The 17899-nt window shown below is 60.5% G+C and carries 13 protein-coding genes; 2 read left to right on the top strand and 11 right to left on the bottom strand.

The window, feature by feature from the left end:
- Positions 1-93 precede the first annotated feature (93 nt).
- From CWI75_RS00170 to miaB, 9 genes are all read right to left on the bottom strand, one after another.
- A complete protein-coding gene (locus CWI75_RS00170; protein WP_206604586.1) occupies positions 94-2853 on the bottom strand; it encodes a hypothetical protein in 2760 nt (919 codons plus the stop codon).
- Positions 2854-2870: 17 nt separating this feature from the next.
- Positions 2871-3875 carry a DNA polymerase III subunit delta gene (gene holA / locus CWI75_RS00165; RefSeq protein ID WP_101519455.1) on the bottom strand — a complete coding sequence of 335 codons (1005 nt, stop codon included), beginning with the start codon at positions 3873-3875 and terminating at the stop codon, positions 2871-2873.
- Complete coding sequence (locus tag CWI75_RS00160) at positions 3875-4387, bottom strand: LPS-assembly lipoprotein LptE (protein WP_101519454.1); 513 nt, start codon at positions 4385-4387, stop codon at positions 3875-3877. The genes holA and CWI75_RS00160 overlap by 1 nt, the downstream gene beginning before the upstream one ends.
- A 17-nt stretch (positions 4388-4404) precedes the next feature.
- Entirely contained in the window at positions 4405-7002 is a 2598-nt protein-coding gene (leuS, locus tag CWI75_RS00155; RefSeq protein WP_101519453.1) for a leucine--tRNA ligase, read from the bottom strand.
- A 129-nt stretch (positions 7003-7131) separates the two neighbouring features.
- Complete coding sequence (gene lnt / locus CWI75_RS00150; RefSeq protein WP_241521023.1) at positions 7132-8649, bottom strand: apolipoprotein N-acyltransferase; 1518 nt, start codon at positions 8647-8649, stop codon at positions 7132-7134.
- Positions 8650-8654: 5 nt separating this feature from the next.
- The gene (locus CWI75_RS00145) at positions 8655-9500 is read right to left on the bottom strand and encodes an HlyC/CorC family transporter (RefSeq protein ID WP_101519451.1); all 846 of its coding nucleotides are present in this window, start codon (positions 9498-9500) and stop codon (positions 8655-8657) included.
- Positions 9497-9988 carry an rRNA maturation RNase YbeY gene (gene ybeY, locus CWI75_RS00140; protein ID WP_101519450.1) on the bottom strand — a complete coding sequence of 164 codons (492 nt, stop codon included), beginning with the start codon at positions 9986-9988 and terminating at the stop codon, positions 9497-9499. The genes CWI75_RS00145 and ybeY overlap by 4 nt, the downstream gene beginning before the upstream one ends.
- Positions 9985-11031 carry a PhoH family protein gene (locus CWI75_RS00135; protein WP_101519449.1) on the bottom strand — a complete coding sequence of 349 codons (1047 nt, stop codon included), beginning with the start codon at positions 11029-11031 and terminating at the stop codon, positions 9985-9987. Before CWI75_RS00135 ends, ybeY begins: the two co-directional genes overlap by 4 nt.
- Before the next feature lie 31 nt (positions 11032-11062).
- Positions 11063-12415: a tRNA (N6-isopentenyl adenosine(37)-C2)-methylthiotransferase MiaB gene (gene miaB, locus CWI75_RS00130; RefSeq protein ID WP_101519448.1), complete on the bottom strand. Its 1353-nt coding sequence runs from the start codon at positions 12413-12415 to the stop codon at positions 11063-11065.
- Between the two features lie 243 nt (positions 12416-12658).
- Here miaB and CWI75_RS00125 point away from each other — a divergent pair, with 243 nt between their 5' ends.
- The gene (locus CWI75_RS00125) at positions 12659-13003 is read left to right on the top strand and encodes a DUF1820 family protein (RefSeq protein WP_101519447.1); all 345 of its coding nucleotides are present in this window, start codon (positions 12659-12661) and stop codon (positions 13001-13003) included.
- Between the two features lie 24 nt (positions 13004-13027).
- On the opposite strand, the gene CWI75_RS00120 is transcribed toward CWI75_RS00125, so the two are convergent.
- The gene (locus CWI75_RS00120; protein ID WP_241521061.1) at positions 13028-14305 is read right to left on the bottom strand and encodes an aspartate aminotransferase type Ic; all 1278 of its coding nucleotides are present in this window, start codon (positions 14303-14305) and stop codon (positions 13028-13030) included.
- A gap of 176 nt (positions 14306-14481) precedes the next feature.
- Between CWI75_RS00120 and lon the strand changes: the two genes are divergently transcribed.
- Entirely contained in the window at positions 14482-16905 is a 2424-nt protein-coding gene (gene lon / locus CWI75_RS00115; protein WP_101519445.1) for an endopeptidase La, read from the top strand.
- Positions 16906-17142: 237 nt separating this feature from the next.
- On the opposite strand, the gene CWI75_RS00110 is transcribed toward lon, so the two are convergent.
- On the bottom strand, positions 17143-17898 hold the full coding sequence (locus CWI75_RS00110) for a sulfotransferase-like domain-containing protein (RefSeq protein WP_101519444.1): 756 nt from the start codon (positions 17896-17898) through the stop codon (positions 17143-17145).
- Between the last annotated feature and the right edge of the window lies 1 nt (position 17899).

Genomic DNA, 17899 nt, shown 5'->3' with positions numbered 1-17899 from the left:
CCTACTGTATCGCCCTGCTGATTTCATCCTGCCCCTATACAACCACAGTACAAAGCAGGTTGCGTTGATCTGGCGCAATCGAGCTATTGCAGCTCAGTTATCGCCATCCAGTATGCCGTCGTTATTGCGGTCAATAGCCATGCGCAGGCCTGCGCCCGGGGGCACACAGGTGAAAGTCAGTTCCTGTCCTGGCTGGCCGGCGAGAGTCAACAATTGCTCCAGACTCACGCTGTCTTCTGCCGTGCGATCAGTCCGGAAGCGGCCGTCGGCCAGGCGCAGGGCACCGCGTGCGTTGCCATCCAGCACCCCTTTGGCGATAAGGTCGCATTCCTCACGTGGACTGGTGACTGCGGCACGTGTCACCAGCAAGTCCAGGCGTGCCAGTGCAGCGGCAGAGGGCTCGGCGCCAACGGTGAGCTGCTGGCCTACAATCGGTGCCAGATTACCATCGAAGGCAAACATGAAATCCACCACTTGCTCGCGCTGGGCGTCACTGGTGAAGCCGAACACGCTACTGCCCAGGAAGTTACTGATGGTGTCGATGCCACCGTCGTGAAGCACACCGAAGCCGCGCACCTGGTCGCCCATGAATTGCGCTTGCTGGCCCGGTCGCGGAACGCTCGCTCCGAACATGCCGACCTTGGTGTAGAGATTACGCAGGTGTACCACTTTGAAGTCCTCGGTAATCCCGGGGCCTTCATTGGTCATCAGACCGGCGGTGCCGAAGTGGCGCGCCTCCACATCCAGCACATGGCAGTGGTTGCAGGTGAGCGCGCCGCCGGTGGTGTTGTCCTCGAAAAAAACCCGTCGACCCTCGGCCTGGTCCGCGCTCAGGCTATTGTCCAGGGCACGAATGGCGTTGGGAGGCGGCGTCATGGCCAGGGAAAAATCGGTAAAGTCCTGCAACATGGCGGCCGGTAGCTCACTCTCCCGGCCCAGTAGTTCCACGAACGCAGGGTTGAACTCTTTGAATGCAGCGGCCTCAAGGGTTTCCCGTTCGCCGTTTACCAGGGCGCGGTCCTGGCCGCCGCGATCTCCGCGCCAGTGCATGGGGCCGCTGTCGGCAATGCCACGCAGGGTCTGGGTGGTCATGGGGCCTTTCATGGGGTGGAATACACCCTGGGTCGGGCTGCGCAGGGGGACAAATTCATTACGATTCGCAATACTGTTGCCATCGGGGTTACCCAGGTCCCAGGCCAGGCCGTCGAGATCGCCGAAGATGTGGCAGGAACCACAGCTGGCGGTGCCATTGGCGGAGGTGAGATCGGCGTCATAGAGCAGTCGTCGTCCGCGCTGCAGCGCGGCTGGCTCCGGGTTGAACAGGGTACGGGTAATCCGGGTTTCGCCGTTGACGAGATCAATGGCGCTGACCGAATTGGCATAGCGGGACACGGTGTAGAGCGTGTCTCCATCGGCACTGAGGACCAGTCCACTGGGGCCACCGCCCGGCACAGGGATATGCACCGTGGCGGCTGGGTCATACTGACCGGCTTCCAGCGCGGCGGTGGCTGTGGCCGCAATACGATTGGAACCGAAGGCGGCTACGTAGAGTGTGTCACCGTTGGCACTGACCACCATATCCTGTGGTTGCGCGAGGCTCTTTGCTTTATCTGCGGATGCAATGGCGGCGCCCTCGGGTAGCGAAAAGTCCACGTGGGGGTTCAGGTGGTTACCGATGACAGCATCGCCCAGCAAAACGCTGATACGATTTTCGGCGATATGGCCGCGTACCGTGCTGGCATTTTCCCCCGGGCCCTCAAAGCGCACCCGGTTGCGCGCATCGGTGTTGCTGACATACACGGCACCGGTCACCGGATTGACGACGGCATTGAACAGGATGGTGCCAAGGCCGCTGTGGCTGCGCACCAGTTGTGGCGGGCTCGCGGTTGCGTCAATCTCAAACAGGTCCCGGTCCGGCAGGTTGAAGTGTACTTTTGCCGACCAGTCGCGGCCGGTTTCATCCACCCAATGTTCCCCATCGTAGCCGACAATCAGGCCCGTGTCCGGCTGCCGGACACCCTCGTGATTGCTGGTGGGAAGTGGCTTGGCATCGGCAACAGCGGACTCATTGAGCAAGGTGGTAGTCTGGTTGCCTGACATGAATGCCGCTGCATACACCCGGCTGCCGTCAGCGCTGGCCGCCAGCCCGCGGGCACTGTCGGCAAACAGGTTGATAATGGTGATGGGTTCGCCTCCCGCTGCCGCGCCGGTATCAGCGACATCAAATACCCAGACATCGGCCCGGCCCAGTCCCGGTGTTTTCAGGTCTGCCGGTTTAAAGCGCGGATGGTTCTGGCCGCGGAACGCGGCGCTGATAAAGGCCCGGCCACGGGAGTCGCCGGCGAATACGATATCCCTGGGCTCGTCACCGGTCAGCAGGGTGCGCACGACCCTTGGCGCCGCTCCCTCCAGGCGCACGATACTGACACTGTCGGAGAGGTGATTGACAACCCATACTTCCTCATTGGACAGCGCAGCAACCGCCACCGGCTCGAGGCCTACGGCAACACTGCCCGTGGGGGTGAGGCCCCCGTCGCTGATATCAAACAGCTCCAGGTGATTGTCCGTGGTGTTGACCACAAACAGGCGCTGGCCATCCGGTGAACGCGCGATTGGCCGTACCTGCCCGCTTTCAAACAGGGTGTAGGGGCCTGCCCCGGCGGGTGATGGTTCTTCCTGGGGTGATTCCGGCTCCTCCAGCGGCGGCTCCTGCGGGATGCCCAGCTCGGGCTCTTCTTCCTGGGGTTGCTGTGGCACCTCCGGAAAGCCGTCCGCGGTATCGCCACCAGCGCCGCCACAAGCCACGATATGAGTTAAAATCAGAGCAGCCAGTGCGTAGCGACATAGGTGCATGAGGTCGTACTCCCTGTTCAGGCCGCCAGACTAAACAGCAGCCGATCCAGCCTGTCCCAGGGGTCTCCCCGGGCATAGCCCTTGAGGCAGCCATCCACCTCCAGCGCAAGTTGCAGCAGCTCGCCCAGGGACTGACTGCTGTGGCGCTTCAGCGCCGCCTGTACCAGCGCCGTTCTGCTGGACCACACGCGGTGCGCACTGAGCACTCTTGCCGCGGGCTGCCCGGCCTCGCAGTCCACTTGCATGGCGTACAGGCTGCGCAGCTCGCGGGTAACCCCCCATAGCAGCGGAATCAGCTCGGTACCCTCGGCGCGCAGGCCGTGCACCATGCGCAGACTGGTGGCGGCATCGCCACGTAGTGCGGTATCGACCATATCAAACAGGTTATAGCGGGCGTTGTCCAGCACGGCCATGGTGACAGTATCAATAGTGACTCGCTGGTCACTGGCCAGCAGCTTGAGCTTTTCGACTTCCTGTACGGCGGCCAGCAAGTTGCCTTCCAGACGCTCGGAGAGCAACTCCAGGGCATCGTCGTCAATGCCCAGCCCGGCAGCTTCCAGCCGCCGACGCAACCAGCGGGGCAACTCCTGTGCCTTGACCGGCCAGATCTGCAGGGTGGCACCCGCCTGATCCAGGGTTTTGTACCATTTGCTGGACTGGGATTGTTTATCGATCTTGCCGCTGATTACCAGCAGCACATCATCACCGCTGGCCCGCGCCACATACTCACACAGCGCCTTGCTACCCTCGGCACCGGGCTTGCCGCCAGGCAGATGCAATTCAATCAACCTGCGGTCGCCAAACAGGGACATCTCCGCCGCGCAGTTGAGCAATGCCTGCCAGCTGAAATCCTTGGGTGAGGTGTCGATGATTTCCCGCTCGCTACAGCCCGTACGCCGGGCCGCGGCGCGGATCTGGTCGGCACACTCCTGCACCAGCAGGGTTTCCTCGCCGTGCAAAAGATAGACTGGCAGGCACTGCTGTTGCAAATGCTGGCGCAGTTGCTCGGGCTTGAGTTGCATTACTGTGCCGCGGCGTGAAAACCGATCCGGCGCAGAATTTGCCGGGACAGTTCCTCGCGCATTTCGTTCTGGATAAGGCGGATTTCCTCCGCCTTGCCCACCACGTTGCGAGGGTCGTTTTCCATTTGCTTGACCACCACGGCGTCCGCGGGTTCAATCACATAGTTGCCCTCCTTGTCGCGTACCGCAAACTGCGCCTGCATGGTCAGCTCGAATTCAGCCGCCCGCGCCTGGCTGTTGATGGACAGGTTGCGCTGGCTAAAGCGCTCCGGACCCAGTACGAGGATGTATGCGGCCTCGCTTCGCTCGACCCACTCAATGCCATTGGCGGAAAATCGTGATTGCAGGTCGCGGCTGAATTCGCTGTTGGGGTTGCCGGTTGCCAGGTACAACTGGCGCCAGCCTTCCGGCAGGCCGGTGGCACTGGCGGCGCCCCGCAGGTGGAAGCCACAGGCGCTCAGCATGGCCGGCAAGGCCAGCGCCAGCAGCAGGGTGGTAACAGAGCGTAACATCCGGTCTCTCCAGATCATCAGTTGGCCACTATATTAACCAGTTTACCCGGCACCACAATCACCTTGCGCAGGGTGACGCCCTCGAGGAAGCGCTGCACATTGTCCTGTGCCAGGGCCAGCGCTTCAATGGCCGGCTTGTCGGCGTCAACCGCTACCGAGATTTGCGCGCGCACCTTGCCATTAACCTGTACGGCCATATCAATGGTGTCTCTCACCAGGGCCGCGCTATCTACTTGCGGCCAGGCGGTATCCAGCAATTCACCGCGGCCACCCAATAGTGGCCACAGGTGATGGCAGATGTGGGGCACGATCGGGCTCAGCATCCGGATCACGGCCAGCAGGGCTTCGCGCACCACCGCCCGGCCGGCGGCATCAGCCTGGCTTAGCCGGGCGACATCATTGCTCAGCTCCATGATCGCGGCAATGGCGGTGTTGAAGGTCTGCCTGCGGCCGAAGTCATCGCTGACCTTGGCAATAGTCTCGTGGGTTTTGCGTCGCAATTGGCGCTGCTCTTCATCCAGGGAGTCCTGTTCCAGGACGACGGCAGGCTCGCCGGCTTCCAGATGGCTGTGAACGGCCTTCCAGAGCTTACGCAGGAAGCGACTGGCGCCCTCGACACCGGCCTCGTGCCACTCCAGAGTCTGTTCCGGTGGTGCGGCAAACATGGTGAACAGGCGCACGGTATCGGCGCCGTATGTCGTTACCGTGGCATGGGGGTCGATGCCGTTATTCTTCGACTTGGACATCTTGGTGACCCCGCCGGAAACCACTTCCTCGCCGGTGCTGCGTTCCACTGCGCGTATGATCCGTCCGCGTTCATCGCGTTCAACATCGACTTCGGTGGGCGCAATCCAGTGCTTGTGGCCGCTCTCGCCTTCGCGATAGAACGATTCCGCCAGCACCATGCCCTGGCACAACAGGCTCTCGAAAGGCTCGCTGCTGTTGACCAGGCCCTCATCGCGCATCAGCTTGTGGAAAAAACGGGCATAGAGCAGGTGCAGGATGGCGTGTTCAATGCCGCCTACATACTGGTCCACCGGCAGCCAGTAGTTGGCGCGCTCAGGGTCCAGCATGCCCTCGTCAAAGTCGGGACAGGTATAGCGGGCGTAGTACCAGCTGGATTCCATGAATGTGTCGAAGGTATCGGTTTCCCGCTCCACCGGCTGGCCATCCAGTTCATCCCGGCGCCAGTCGGGATCCGCCTTGAGCGGCGATATCACGCCATCCATCTGTACATCCTCGGGCAGGATGACAGGCAGTTTGTGTGCCGGCACCGGAATTTCGCCGCCCCCGGGCAGGTTGAACATGGGAATCGGTGCACCCCAGTAGCGCTGGCGCGACACACCCCAGTCGCGCAGCCGATAGTTGGTGGTAACACGGCCATTGCCCTCGGCCTGCAATTGTTCTGCAATGGCGGTGAAAGCGGCATCGGAGGTCAACCCGTCGAAGCTGCCGGAGTTGACCAGGGTACCCTTGCCGGTGATCGCTGCCTCGTTGATGTCCGCGGGTTCCTCGCTCTCCACGGCGACAACCTGGCGGATGGGCAACTGGTACTTGCGGGCGAATTCCCAGTCGCGCTGGTCGTGACCGGGCACCGCCATGATCGCGCCGGACCCGTATTCCATCAGCACGTAGTTGGCCACCCACACAGGCACTTCCTCACCGGTGAGCGGATTGAGCGCCTTCAGGCCGGTATCCAGGCCTTTCTTTTCCATGGTTGCCATGTCCGCCTCGGCGGAGGACTGGGTCTTGCAGGATTCGATGAACGCCTGCAGTTCCGGATTGCCGGTCGCCAGCGCCCGGGTGATGGGATGTTCCGCGGCCAGGCACATGTAGGTCACGCCCATCAGGGTATCCGGGCGTGTGGTATAGACCTCAATGTGGTCGTTGCCGGCGATGTGGTCGGCCAGCGCAAAGCGAACTTCCACGCCCCGGCTCTTGCCGATCCAGTTGCGCTGCATGGTGCGCACCTGCTCGGGCCAGTGTGGCAGCTGGTCGAGGTCGGCGAGCAGTTCTTCGGCGTAGGCGGTAATCTTTATGAACCACTGGGGGATTTCGCGCCGCTCCACCAGCGCACCGGAGCGCCAGCCGCGGCCATCAATCACCTGCTCGTTGGCCAGGACCGTCTGGTCTACGGGGTCCCAGTTGACGGTAGCCATTTTTTTGTAGACCAGTCCTTTTTCATACAGACGGGTAAAAAACCACTGCTCCCAGCGGTAATAGGAAGGCTGGCAGGTGGCCAGCTCCCGCGACCAGTCAAAACCAAAGCCGAGGCTTTGCAGCTGGCCTTTCATGTAGGCGATATTTTCGTAGGTCCACCTGGCCGGCGCACTCTTGTTCTGGACGGCGGCGTTTTCCGCGGGCAGGCCGAAGGCGTCCCAGCCCATGGGGTGCAGCACGTTCTTGCCCAGCATGCGCTGGTAACGTGAGATCACGTCGGTGATGGTGTAGTTGCGCACGTGGCCCATGTGTAATTTGCCGCTGGGGTAGGGGAACATGGCGAGACAATAGAACTTGTCGCGACTGTCATCCTTTTCTACGGCGAAGCTGTTGTGCTGCTGCCAGTGTGCCTGGGCGGCCTGCTCAAGGGTTTGTGGGTGATAGTGCTGGTCCATCGGCTGCGGAGTCTCATCCTGTCGGGCATGTGGTGGAGTGCCGGCCATGATGGGTTCAGGGCGGCACTGGCGAGTCGGTAAGGCGGGGATTCTACCAGCAATCGCCGCAGGCGGCGAAGGGCGGTAGGGTTACTTCTGTTCGCGCCAGAGCGTATGGCGCATCACCAGCATCAACAGCAGCAGCAGGATACAGCCGGCGAATACCGGCTTGGTCCCAAAACCGGCGGCAGGAGTACTGCCGAGCATCACCTCTGCCTCGCCGGTAATGATGGCCTCCTCGAACTGAGCGCTGCGAACCAGGATGCGACCGCGGTGGTCGATAATGGCGGAAACGCCGTTATTGGTGCCGCGAAGCATGTAGCGGCCGGTTTCCAGTGCCCGCATCTGCGCCATCTGCAAGTGTTGCAGCGGGCCGATGGAGGCCCCGAACCAGCTGTCATTGCTGATGGTGACCAGCAGGTCGGCACGCTGTGCGGCTCGGGCAACCAGTTCGGGGTACACCACTTCATAACAGATGAATGGCGCCACCCGGAAATCACCGGCGCGCAGCATGGCCTGGCCTTCGGGCCCGGCGGTAAAGCCGGACATGGGCAGGTCAAAAAAGTCGATCAGGCCCCGCAGCCAGTCTTCCAGGGGCACATATTCACCAAAAGGCACCAGGTGCTGCTTGTGGTAGACACCCTCACCGGTGCCGAGGGCGATAATACTGTTGAAATAGTCAGAGCCATTACCCGGTTCACGAAACGGTATGCCGGTGATCAGGGTCGACCCCTCCTGCTGCATACGCGTGGCCACCGGGTCGAGATAATCCCTGGCCTGCTGGTAAAAGCGCGGTAACGCCGATTCCGGCCACAGCACAATGTCATAGCCGTACATGTCGTCCAGAGCCTGGTCAAACTGGCCCAGAATGGCGGGATAATAAGCACGCTGCCATTTCAGCTGCTGGGGTATGTTGGGCTGGTAAAGGGCGACTGTCAGTGGTTGTTGCGCGGCGGGAACCACCCATTCCACCTGTCGCAGCGCAGCGCCCCCGACCCACAGGGTGAGCACCAGGCTGGTATAGACCGCCAGGGCCGCCCACTGACGGCGACGCCAGGCCAGAAACAGGCAGCTGCCGGTCAGTGCAGTAATGAACGACAGGCCGTAAACACCCAGGACCGGCGCCCAGCCGGCCAGCCAGGTATCGAGGTGGGCGTAGCCGAGGTAGAGCCAGGGAAAGCCGGTCAACAGCGAGCTGCGCAACCATTCAAACAACACCCAGAGGGCGGCGAAACCCAGCAACATCCCTCCCGGTAGAGGCCGTACAAAGCGCACATAACACCAGGCGAACAGGGCGTGGAGCAGGGCCAGCCCGGCGCAAAACAGCACCGTAAGCAACGCGGCCAGCGGCACACTGGCATAGCCGTAAACGTGGATGCTGACATAGACCCACGACGCTCCGGAGCCAAACAGCCCGAGACCGAACAGCCAGCCGCGGCGCAGAGCCTGGCCGGAATCACAGGTGCTCAGCAAATAACAGTAGAGTGCGCAGCTGAGTATGCCGGCAGGCCAGAAATCAAAGGGTGCCAGCGACAGGGTGACCAGGGCCCCGGCCAACGGCATCAGCAGCAGCACCCAAAGCGGGTGCAGGCCCAAGCGTTCAGTCACGGGTATCAGCGCCCCAGCGGGCGTACGCGCAAGCTGTGGATCTTGCGCTGGTCGGCATTGATTATCTTGAACTCGAAGGCGTCGATAGTTGTAGTATCATTGCGTGCCGGCATGTGCCCGAAGGCCTGGATGACGAGCCCACCAATGGTGTCGAATTCTTCGTCGCTAAAACCGGTTTTGAAATAATCATTGAAATCTTCAATCGGTGTCAGCGCCTTGACGAAGTAATCTTCATCGCTGATCTTGCGGATAAAGTGATCTTCGTCGACATCGGTTTCGTCTTCGATATCCCCGACAATCTCTTCCAGTACGTCTTCAATGGTGACCAGTCCGGCCACGCCGCCGTACTCGTCGATAACAATGGCCATATGATTGCGGTTTTCGCGAAATTCCCGCAACAGCACGTTGAGTCGCTTGCTCTCGGGTACCACCACGGTTGGCCGCAGCAGGCTCTGCATGCTGAAGTCACTGTGATCCTTGTTGAGGATCTCCGGCAGCAGGTCCTTGGCCAGCAGGATACCCTGGATATTATCGGGACTTTCACCTACCACCGGGTAGCGGGAGTGGGCGGAGCGGATAATCTGTGGAAGAATTTCCTCCAGCGTGGCCTCCGCCTTGATAACCACCATCTGTGCCCGCGGGATCATGATATCGCGGGCCTGCATGTCGCTGACCTTCATGGCGCCTTCCATGATACTTCTGGCATCCTGGTCGATCACTTCATTTTCGGCAGCAATGGCGAGCACGTCTTCAAGATCTGTGCGGCTGTGGGGTTCGGAAGAGAACATCAGGGCAATTTTCGCGAGCCAGGAACGGTCTCCCGGCTCACTGCCATATCGGTCTTCGCTCATTGCGCGACAGGCTCCTTGTCGGGGTGGTGATTGTAGTCGGTATAGGGGCAGGGCAGGCCGAGCTGTGCCAGGATGGTGGTCTCGAGGACTTCCATCACGGCGGCATCGTCTTCGTCGATGTGGTCGTAGCCAAGCAAATGCAGGCAGCCGTGCACCACCATATGGGCCCAGTGCGCGGCCGGGGGCTTGCCCTGGGCGATTGCTTCCCGGGCCACCACCGGGGCGCATATGACAATGTCGCCAAGCAGGGGCAGATCCAGTTCCGGAGGCAGGTCCGCCGGGAATGACAGCACATTGGTGGCACCGGCTTTGCCACGATAACCGGAATTGAGTGCGGTCATTTCTTCTTCATCAACCAGTCGCAGGCACAGCTCGGCCGTATCACTGACCTGGCTGTGGGCGAGGGCCGCGTTTATCCAGCGACATAAGTCGGGTTCCTCGGGAACGGGTTCACTGCTCGCGTTCTGGATGTCCACGTGGGCATTCATGGCTTGCTCTTGTCGAGGGGAACCGTTTTTTCTTCATAGGCATCATAGGCCTCGACGATGCGCTGCACTATCGGGTGGCGAACCACATCCTTGCTGCCGAACCAGGTAAAGCCGATGCCCTCGACGTCGGCGAGGATATTGCCGGCATGGGCGAGTCCCGAGGGTGTGCCCCGGGGCAGGTCGACCTGGGTGGCGTCACCGGTGACCACCGCAGTGGAACCGAACCCTATACGGGTCAGGAACATTTTCATCTGTTCGCGGGTGGTGTTCTGCGCTTCATCAAGAATGATGAAGGAGTTGTTCAGGGTGCGTCCGCGCATGAAGGCCAGCGGAGCTACCTCGATAATATTGCGCTCTATGTATTTATTGACCGTTTCAAAGCCCAGCATTTCATACAGGGCGTCGTAGAGGGGCCGCAGGTAAGGGTCAATCTTCTGGCTCAGGTCGCCGGGCAGGAAGCCCAGTTTTTCTCCGGCTTCCACCGCAGGGCGCACCAGCAGTATACGTTTCACCCGTTCTTCCAGCAGTGCCTCAACGGCACAGGCAACCGCCAGAAAGGTCTTGCCGGTACCGGCAGGGCCGATCCCAAAGTTGATGTCGCAGTGCTTGATCGTGCGCACATAACTCTGCTGGTTCTTGCCCCGGGGCTTGATGGAGACCCGCTTGGTGCGAATCACCTGGATGGGCTCCACCGTTGGTGGCGCAGCCGCCGTCTCTGCCAGGTTTTCCAGCCCTGCATGCTGTAACTGCAGATGCAGGGATTCGGGGCTCAGGCCCACCCCCTGGCAAATCTCCGCATAGAGGTGGGTCAGCAGCTCGCGACCGGCGGTCACGTTAACGGTGGGGCCGGTTAACAGGAACTGGTTGCCACGGGCGTTGATGGTAATGCCAAGCCGGCTCTCTATCTGCCGCAAATGACTGTCCAGCTGGCCACAAAGCATGGCCAGATGGCGCGCGTCATTCGGTTCCAGGGTGAAGCTTGTCTGTACTGATGGTTGGGTCGCAGGTTCGATGTTCAAATCGCTCTCTGTCCGCAGGGGCATGTCATGGTTAAAGGATATACCGGATTCTGGTCTAGTCAACCGCGCCGGCGGCGCGAGCGGAGCTAATCACCCCGCGCAGCGAGTTTGGCAGGGCGTCCAGGATGTCCACATCCAGGAACTGGCCGATCAGGCTGTTATCGCCGCAGCTGAAATTGACCACCCGGTTATTCTCAGTACGGCCCTGTAACTCGCCCGGATCTTTTTTGGAAACACCGGTTACCAGTACGGTTTGGGTGCTGCCGACCATACGTCGGCTGATCGCCTGTGCCTGCTGCAGAATGCGTCCCTGCAGTATCTGCAGGCGCTGCTTTTTGGTGTCTTCGTCGGTAGTGTCCGGCAGTTCGGCCGCTGGCGTCCCGGGGCGGGCGCTGTAAATAAAGCTGAACGAGGTATCAAAGCCGATATCGTCTATCAGCTTCATGGTGGCAGCAAAGTCATTGTCGGTTTCACCCGGGAAGCCAATAATGAAATCCGAGGAAATGCTGATGTCGGGGCGTATCTTGCGCAGCTGGCGAATCCTGGATTTATATTCCAGCGCAGTGTGACCGCGCTTCATCGCCATCAGGATTCGGTCCGAGCCACTCTGTACCGGCAAGTGCAGGTGATCGACCAGTTCGGGGATGTCGGCATAGGCCTGTATCAGCGCATCGCTGAATTCCACCGGGTGGGACGTGGTATAGCGGATGCGGTCAATACCGGGCACCCGCGCCACCAGATGCAGCAGTTCCGCAAAATCAATGATGTCGCCGAGGTGGTTTTCACCGCGATAGGCGTTAACGTTTTGTCCCAGCAGGTTTACTTCGCGCACGCCCGCGGCGGCAAGGTGGGCCACCTCGGCGACTACATCATCCACCGGGCGTGATACTTCCTCGCCGCGGGTGTAGGGCACCACGCAGAAGGTGCAGTATTTGCTGCAGCCCTCCATGACGGAGACGAAGGCGCTGGGGCCGTCAACACTGGGCTCCGGCAGGCGATCGAATTTTTCGATTTCGGGAAAACTGATATCCACCACCAGGGTACCGCCGGCTCCCCGCTGATTGATCATTTCCGGTAACCGGTGCAGGGTCTGGGGCCCGAAGACCAGGTCGACATAGGATGCCCGCTTGCCGATTTCAGCGCCTTCCTGGCTGGCCACGCAGCCGCCGACCCCAATGACGAGGTTAGGGTTCTTCTGCTTGAGCTGTTTCCAGCGACCCAGTTGGTGAAAGACTTTCTCCTGGGCTTTTTCCCGTATGGAACAGGTGTTCAGCAGCAGGACATCGGCGTCCTCGGGATTGTCAGTGGCCACCAGGCCATGGCTTTCCTGCAACAGATCCCGCATGCGCGCGGAATCGTACTCGTTCATCTGGCAACCGTGGGTCTTGATGTAAAGCTTCTTGCTCACCGGTCCTCATTGATGCGTTACACGCACCGTTTAGCGGGGTTACTGGCAAAGGGCTGCAGATTATACAGATTTGGCTCGCTGAAACCTAGGAGTCTGCGGGACTTTCCCTCGCTGCGACCGCTTAAGTCTGACAGACTCCTGGTATCGCGCTGGAATTCTGGCCGCAGGGTGGTACCATTGCCGCCCCAAGCAGTCTACTGATGCCATAGCCCCCGGGCGCCCGGCATGCCACATGAGGAGTCAATGGCCAGCCAACCTGTCTACAAGGTGATTTTCCACAACGCGAACCAGGTGTTCGAGGTCTTTGCGCGCCAGATATACCAGAGCGACATGTGGGGCTTTATCGAGATCGAGGAACTGATTTTCGGTGAGCGCTCGCAAATCCTGGTGGATCCGGCCGAAGAAAAGCTGAAAAACGAGTTCAGTGGTGTCAAGCGCAGCTACATTCCCCTGCAGTCCATTATCCGCATTGACGAAGTGGATAAGGAAGGTGCCGGCAAGATTTCCGAAGTGACCCCCGGCTCCCGCAGCAACGTCGCCAATTTTCCCATGCCCGGAATGCATCCCCAGCAGGGCAACGACGACTGACGTCGTCGCGCCCTTTCTTTCGGCTTACCGGCCCAGTCGCTGGCGAATGCTGGCAATCTTCACACACAGCGCGAAGGCGTCGATGCTGGTCTGCAGGTCTTCCAGCGACGGGAAAGTGGGTGACAGCCTTATATTGCGATCCTCCGGATCCTTGCCGTAGGGAAAGGTCGCGCCGGCTGGGGTGAGCTTGACGCCGATTTTGTCGGCCAGGCTGATAATCTCGCTGGCAAGCCCCGGCAGTGCATCGACGGAGATGAAATAGCCGCCGCGAGGTTGGGTCCAGCTGGCCATGCCGGTACCTTCCAGTTCCCGGTCAAGGATATCCAGTACGCAATCGAAGCGCGGACGTATGTGTGCCGCGTGCTTGGCCATATGCGCGGCCAGGGTTTCCGCGTCCCTGAGAAAGCGAACGTGACGCAGCTGGTTCACCTTGTCAGGGCCGATGGTCTGGAAGGCCAGGTGCGCCTTGAAGGTGGACAGGTTGCGCTCACTGCTGCCCATGAATGCCACCCCGGCACCGGCAAAGGTGACCTTTGAGGTAGAGCCGAACTGGAAAATACCGTCCATGGTGTCGAACTGGCGCGCCCATTTGCCGATGGAGGCGAGTTCGGGTGCGTCGTCATAGAGGCTGTGTATGGCGTAGGCGTTATCCCACATAACCACAAATTCAGGCGACGCCAGTTTTGGCAGCCTGGCCATCCGCTCCACGGTGTTGTCACTGTAGACACAGCCGCTGGGGTTGGAGAACCGCGGTACACACCAGATACCCTTGATCGCCGGATCCGCCGCCACCAGGCCCTCGACCTGGTCCATGTCCGGTCCTGTCTCAAGCATCCGCACCGGCAGCATTTCAATGCCCAGGTATTCACAGATGGAGAAGTGGCGGTCATAACCGGGTACCGGGCACAGGAACTTCACCGGCTCGCGGCGGGCCCATGCGGATTCCGGGCCACGCAGGCCCTCGGTGAGGGCAAAATCGATCACCTGGTACATCAATGTGAGGCTGCTATTGCCACCCACCAGCGTTTCCTCTGGCAGAGTACCCAGAACATTGCCGAACAGGATCCTGGCCTCCGCGAGCCCGTCGAGACCGCCATAGTTGCGTACGTCAGTACCGTCGGCGGCGCGATAGTCGCCCTCCAGAATGCCATCGAGAGCATCCGAGAGTGCCACCTGGGCCGCGCCCGGCTTGCCCCGGGTAAGATCCAGCGCCAGTTTGCCGGCCGCGAGTTGATCGTAGCGATCCAGCAAATCTGCCAGCTGCTCGCGTAGTTGAGGCTCGGAGGCCTGCTCTATGTGCACCATTTAGTCCTCTTCGGCGTCCATGGGTGAACGCTTTGCTATGGTAGTAGGTACGGAAGTATAGCCCCTGGGCCGCGACAGTAGAAATGCCCGGCGGCTGTGGTCGCTTGAAATACCGCTTGCCGGGCCCATATCGGTGAGATCGAGGTAATTACCCGAGACAGGTATGTACAGCCATGAATGATGCCGATTACCAACAGGAGCCAGATCTGATGCCGGAAGACTACGAGCAGCACTCGCCCGCACTTGCGGACGATGTATTACCGGAAACATTACACCTGGTACCAATCCCCCATCGACCTTTTTTTCCTGGCCAGGTGCAGCCGGTGGCCATTAACCCGCAGGAGTGGGGAGCCACGCTGAAGGCAGTGGCCAAAGCCGGTCATGGTTTGGTCGGGTTGATTTACGTCGAACCCCACGAGCCCGACAGTACGGCTATTGGGGAGTTTCCGGAAATCGGTTGCGTGGTTCGCCTGCATCGGCCGTCCTCATCCCAGGACGGTGCCGGACATTTCCTGGCCCAGGGCATCAAGCGGTTTCGTATCGTGCGCTGGCTCAGCGACGCGCCTCCCTATCGGGCGCAGGTAGAATATCCCCGCAGCCGCGGTGACCGCGACAGCGATGAGGTCAAGGCCTACGCCATGGCCGTGATCAAGGAAATCAAGGAACTGCTGCCTTTGAGTCCGCTGTACAGCGAAGAGCTCAAGCAATACCTGGCCAATTTCAGTATCAGTGAACCCGGTAAGCTGGCGGATTTTTCCGCTGCCCTGACCACTGCCGGTGGTGACAAGTTGCAGGAAGTGCTCTCTACCCTGCCGCTGGTGGCACGGATGGACAAGGTGCTGGTGCTGTTGCGACGCGAGCGCGAACTGGCGGAGTTGCAGGGCCAGATCACCAGCCAGGTGAACGAAAAGGTGTCCGCGCAACAACGCACGTTTTTCCTGCGCGAGCAGCTCAAGGTGATCCAGAAGGAGCTGGGAATCTCCAAGGATGATCGCAGCACGGATGTCGAGTTGTTTGAGGAGCGTCTCGACGCCCTGGAACCCACGGAGGCAGTGACCAAACGCATTGATGATGAGCTGCAAAAGCTGTCGGTGCTTGAGACCGGGTCCCCGGAATACGGTGTTACCCGCAATTATCTCGATTGGGCGACACAGGTGCCGTGGGGTATTACCTCGACCGATCACCTGGATCTGAAGCACGCCCGTACGGTGCTCAATGAGCATCACGACGGTCTTGATGATGTGAAGAAACGCATTCTCGAGTTTCTTGCCGTCGGCGCGTTCAAGGGTGAAATCTCCGGTTCCATATTGTTGCTGGTAGGCCCCCCGGGGGTCGGTAAAACCAGTATCGGGCGTTCGGTGGCGGATGCCCTGGGGCGGAAGTTCTATCGTTTCAGCCTGGGCGGTATGCGCGATGAGGCGGAAATAAAGGGCCATCGGCGCACTTATATCGGGGCCATGCCCGGTAAGTTTGTCCAGGCCCTCAAGGATGTGGGCGTTTCCAATCCGGTCATCATGCTCGATGAGATCGACAAGATCGGCGCCTCGTTCCAGGGCGACCCCGCTTCGGCACTACTGGAGGTGCTGGACCCGGAACAGAATAGCGAGTTCCTGGACCACTACCTGGATTTGCGCCTGGACCTGTCCAAGGTATTGTTTGTCTGTACCGCGAACCAGTTGGATACCATTCCGGGTCCACTGCTGGACCGCATGGAGGTACTGCGCCTGTCGGGCTATGTGGCACAGGAGAAACTGGTGATTGCCAGGAACCACCTGTGGCCGAAAATGCTCGAGCGCCACGGTCTGCGTGATGACCAGCTCAAGATCAACGAAGCCGCTCTCAGGTATGTGATTGAAAGCTATTGTCGTGAAGCGGGTGTGCGTGACCTGGAAAAACAGCTGGCGCGGATCATGCGCAAGGCCGTTCTGGAATTGGTTGAGAGCGACGCGAAAAAAATCAGGGTCGGCAAAAAGGACATCGAAACACTGCTGGGGAAGCCGATTTTTCATCCCGAGAAACTCCTGCGTGGCGCAGGGGTTGCCACCGGCCTCGCCTGGACTGCCATGGGTGGCGCCACCCTGGCTATCGAGTCGTCCCAGGTGCACACCCTGAACCGTGGTTTCAAGCTCACCGGCCGTCTTGGCGAGACGATGAAGGAGTCGGCGGATATCGCCTACAGCTATGTTGTCGCGCATTTGAAGGATTATGGCTGTGACCTGGACTTCTTTGATACCAGCATGGTGCATTTGCATGTGCCCGAGGGCGCCACGCCCAAGGATGGCCCCAGTGCCGGTGTCACCATGGCGACCGCGCTCATTTCCCTGGCCCGCAATGAGCGCATCAAGCGCCCCCTGGCGATGACGGGGGAGCTTACCCTGACCGGCCAGGTGCTACCGGTGGGGGGTATTCGGGAGAAGGTCATTGCGGCGCGGCGCATCAAGATTCCTGAGCTGATCCTGCCGTTTGCGAACCGGCGTGACTTCGAGGAGCTGCCGGACTATCTGCGTGAGGGCCTGACCGTGCATTTCGCCCGCAGCTACCGCGAGGTATTCGAGTTCGCCTTCCACGAGCACCGCAACGACAAGTCCCTGCACTGACGGGGTCATGCACTGACGGGGTCAGGTCTCGCATTGTTGCATTGGTGACTCGCGAGGTCTGTTAGTTTTGGCAGGTCCGGCAGGTTCACCTGTTGCCTGTGCGGGACACGCCACGAGTACATCCGTGTAGGCTCGGCGGCGGCCTTCCATGGCCGCCGACGGTCCCGCACAGGCAACAGGCGAACCCGTGCGCGTTGACGAAAAGTGGCTCGCCGCTGCGTGCTGGTGGGGTCGTAATCAGGCGCTTATGGCGTACTGGTGGAGGCGGGCGTAGATGTCTTCGGCCCGGGCGCACATTGCTTCGTACTCGGGAGGTACGGCAATGTCGGCCAGGGGTGCTTCGTTGACTGGCTGGAAGCCGGTGGAGCTTTCTACTGCTGCGTACCAGTGGGGTGCCCAGACACCGTCGCTGTCGCGGGGGCCGGCCGGCCAGTGCAGCATGCGCTCGCTGAAGGGGATTTCCAGGCGTGCGCACAGTGCGCGCAGGATTTGTTCCGGCGCGCGCAGTGCCTGTGCCGAGTCGATCACCGGCGGTGCTTGTCCGAGCCGGTCCGCCACTCTCTGGAACAGATCCCATTGTTGGGGAAAACCCAGTTCTTCGATGGCGAACTGCGGCCGCACCCGGGCGTAGGAGGCGATAATCCGCCGTGGTTCGCGAATCAAAAAGCAGTTACTGAGGGCATCGGTCCAGTTCATCGTCATGTCCGGCAGAATATGCTGGGTCATGTGTTTCTGGTAGAACACCCGGCAGCTTGCGGGGTTCGCGGTGGCGGGTAGTTCCTCGCACAATTGCCGGGCCACGGTGCGCCAGTCGCAACTCATGCTCGCCATGACGGCGTCGCCGGCCGGGTGTTCCAGGCCGGTTGCTTGCAGGTAGTAGCCGTAGAAAGGTTCGTCCACTACCGCGCAATCTGCACGGTTCTCAAAAGCCCGCATCAGCGCGGTGCTGATGTTGCGAGGTCCGGACCACATTGCAATACGCACAATGCTCATC

The organism is Kineobactrum sediminis, assembly GCF_002868715.1.
Classification (GTDB): Bacteria; Pseudomonadota; Gammaproteobacteria; order Pseudomonadales; family Halieaceae; genus Kineobactrum; species Kineobactrum sediminis.
This window is presented reverse-complemented; position numbering and strand designations above follow the sequence as displayed.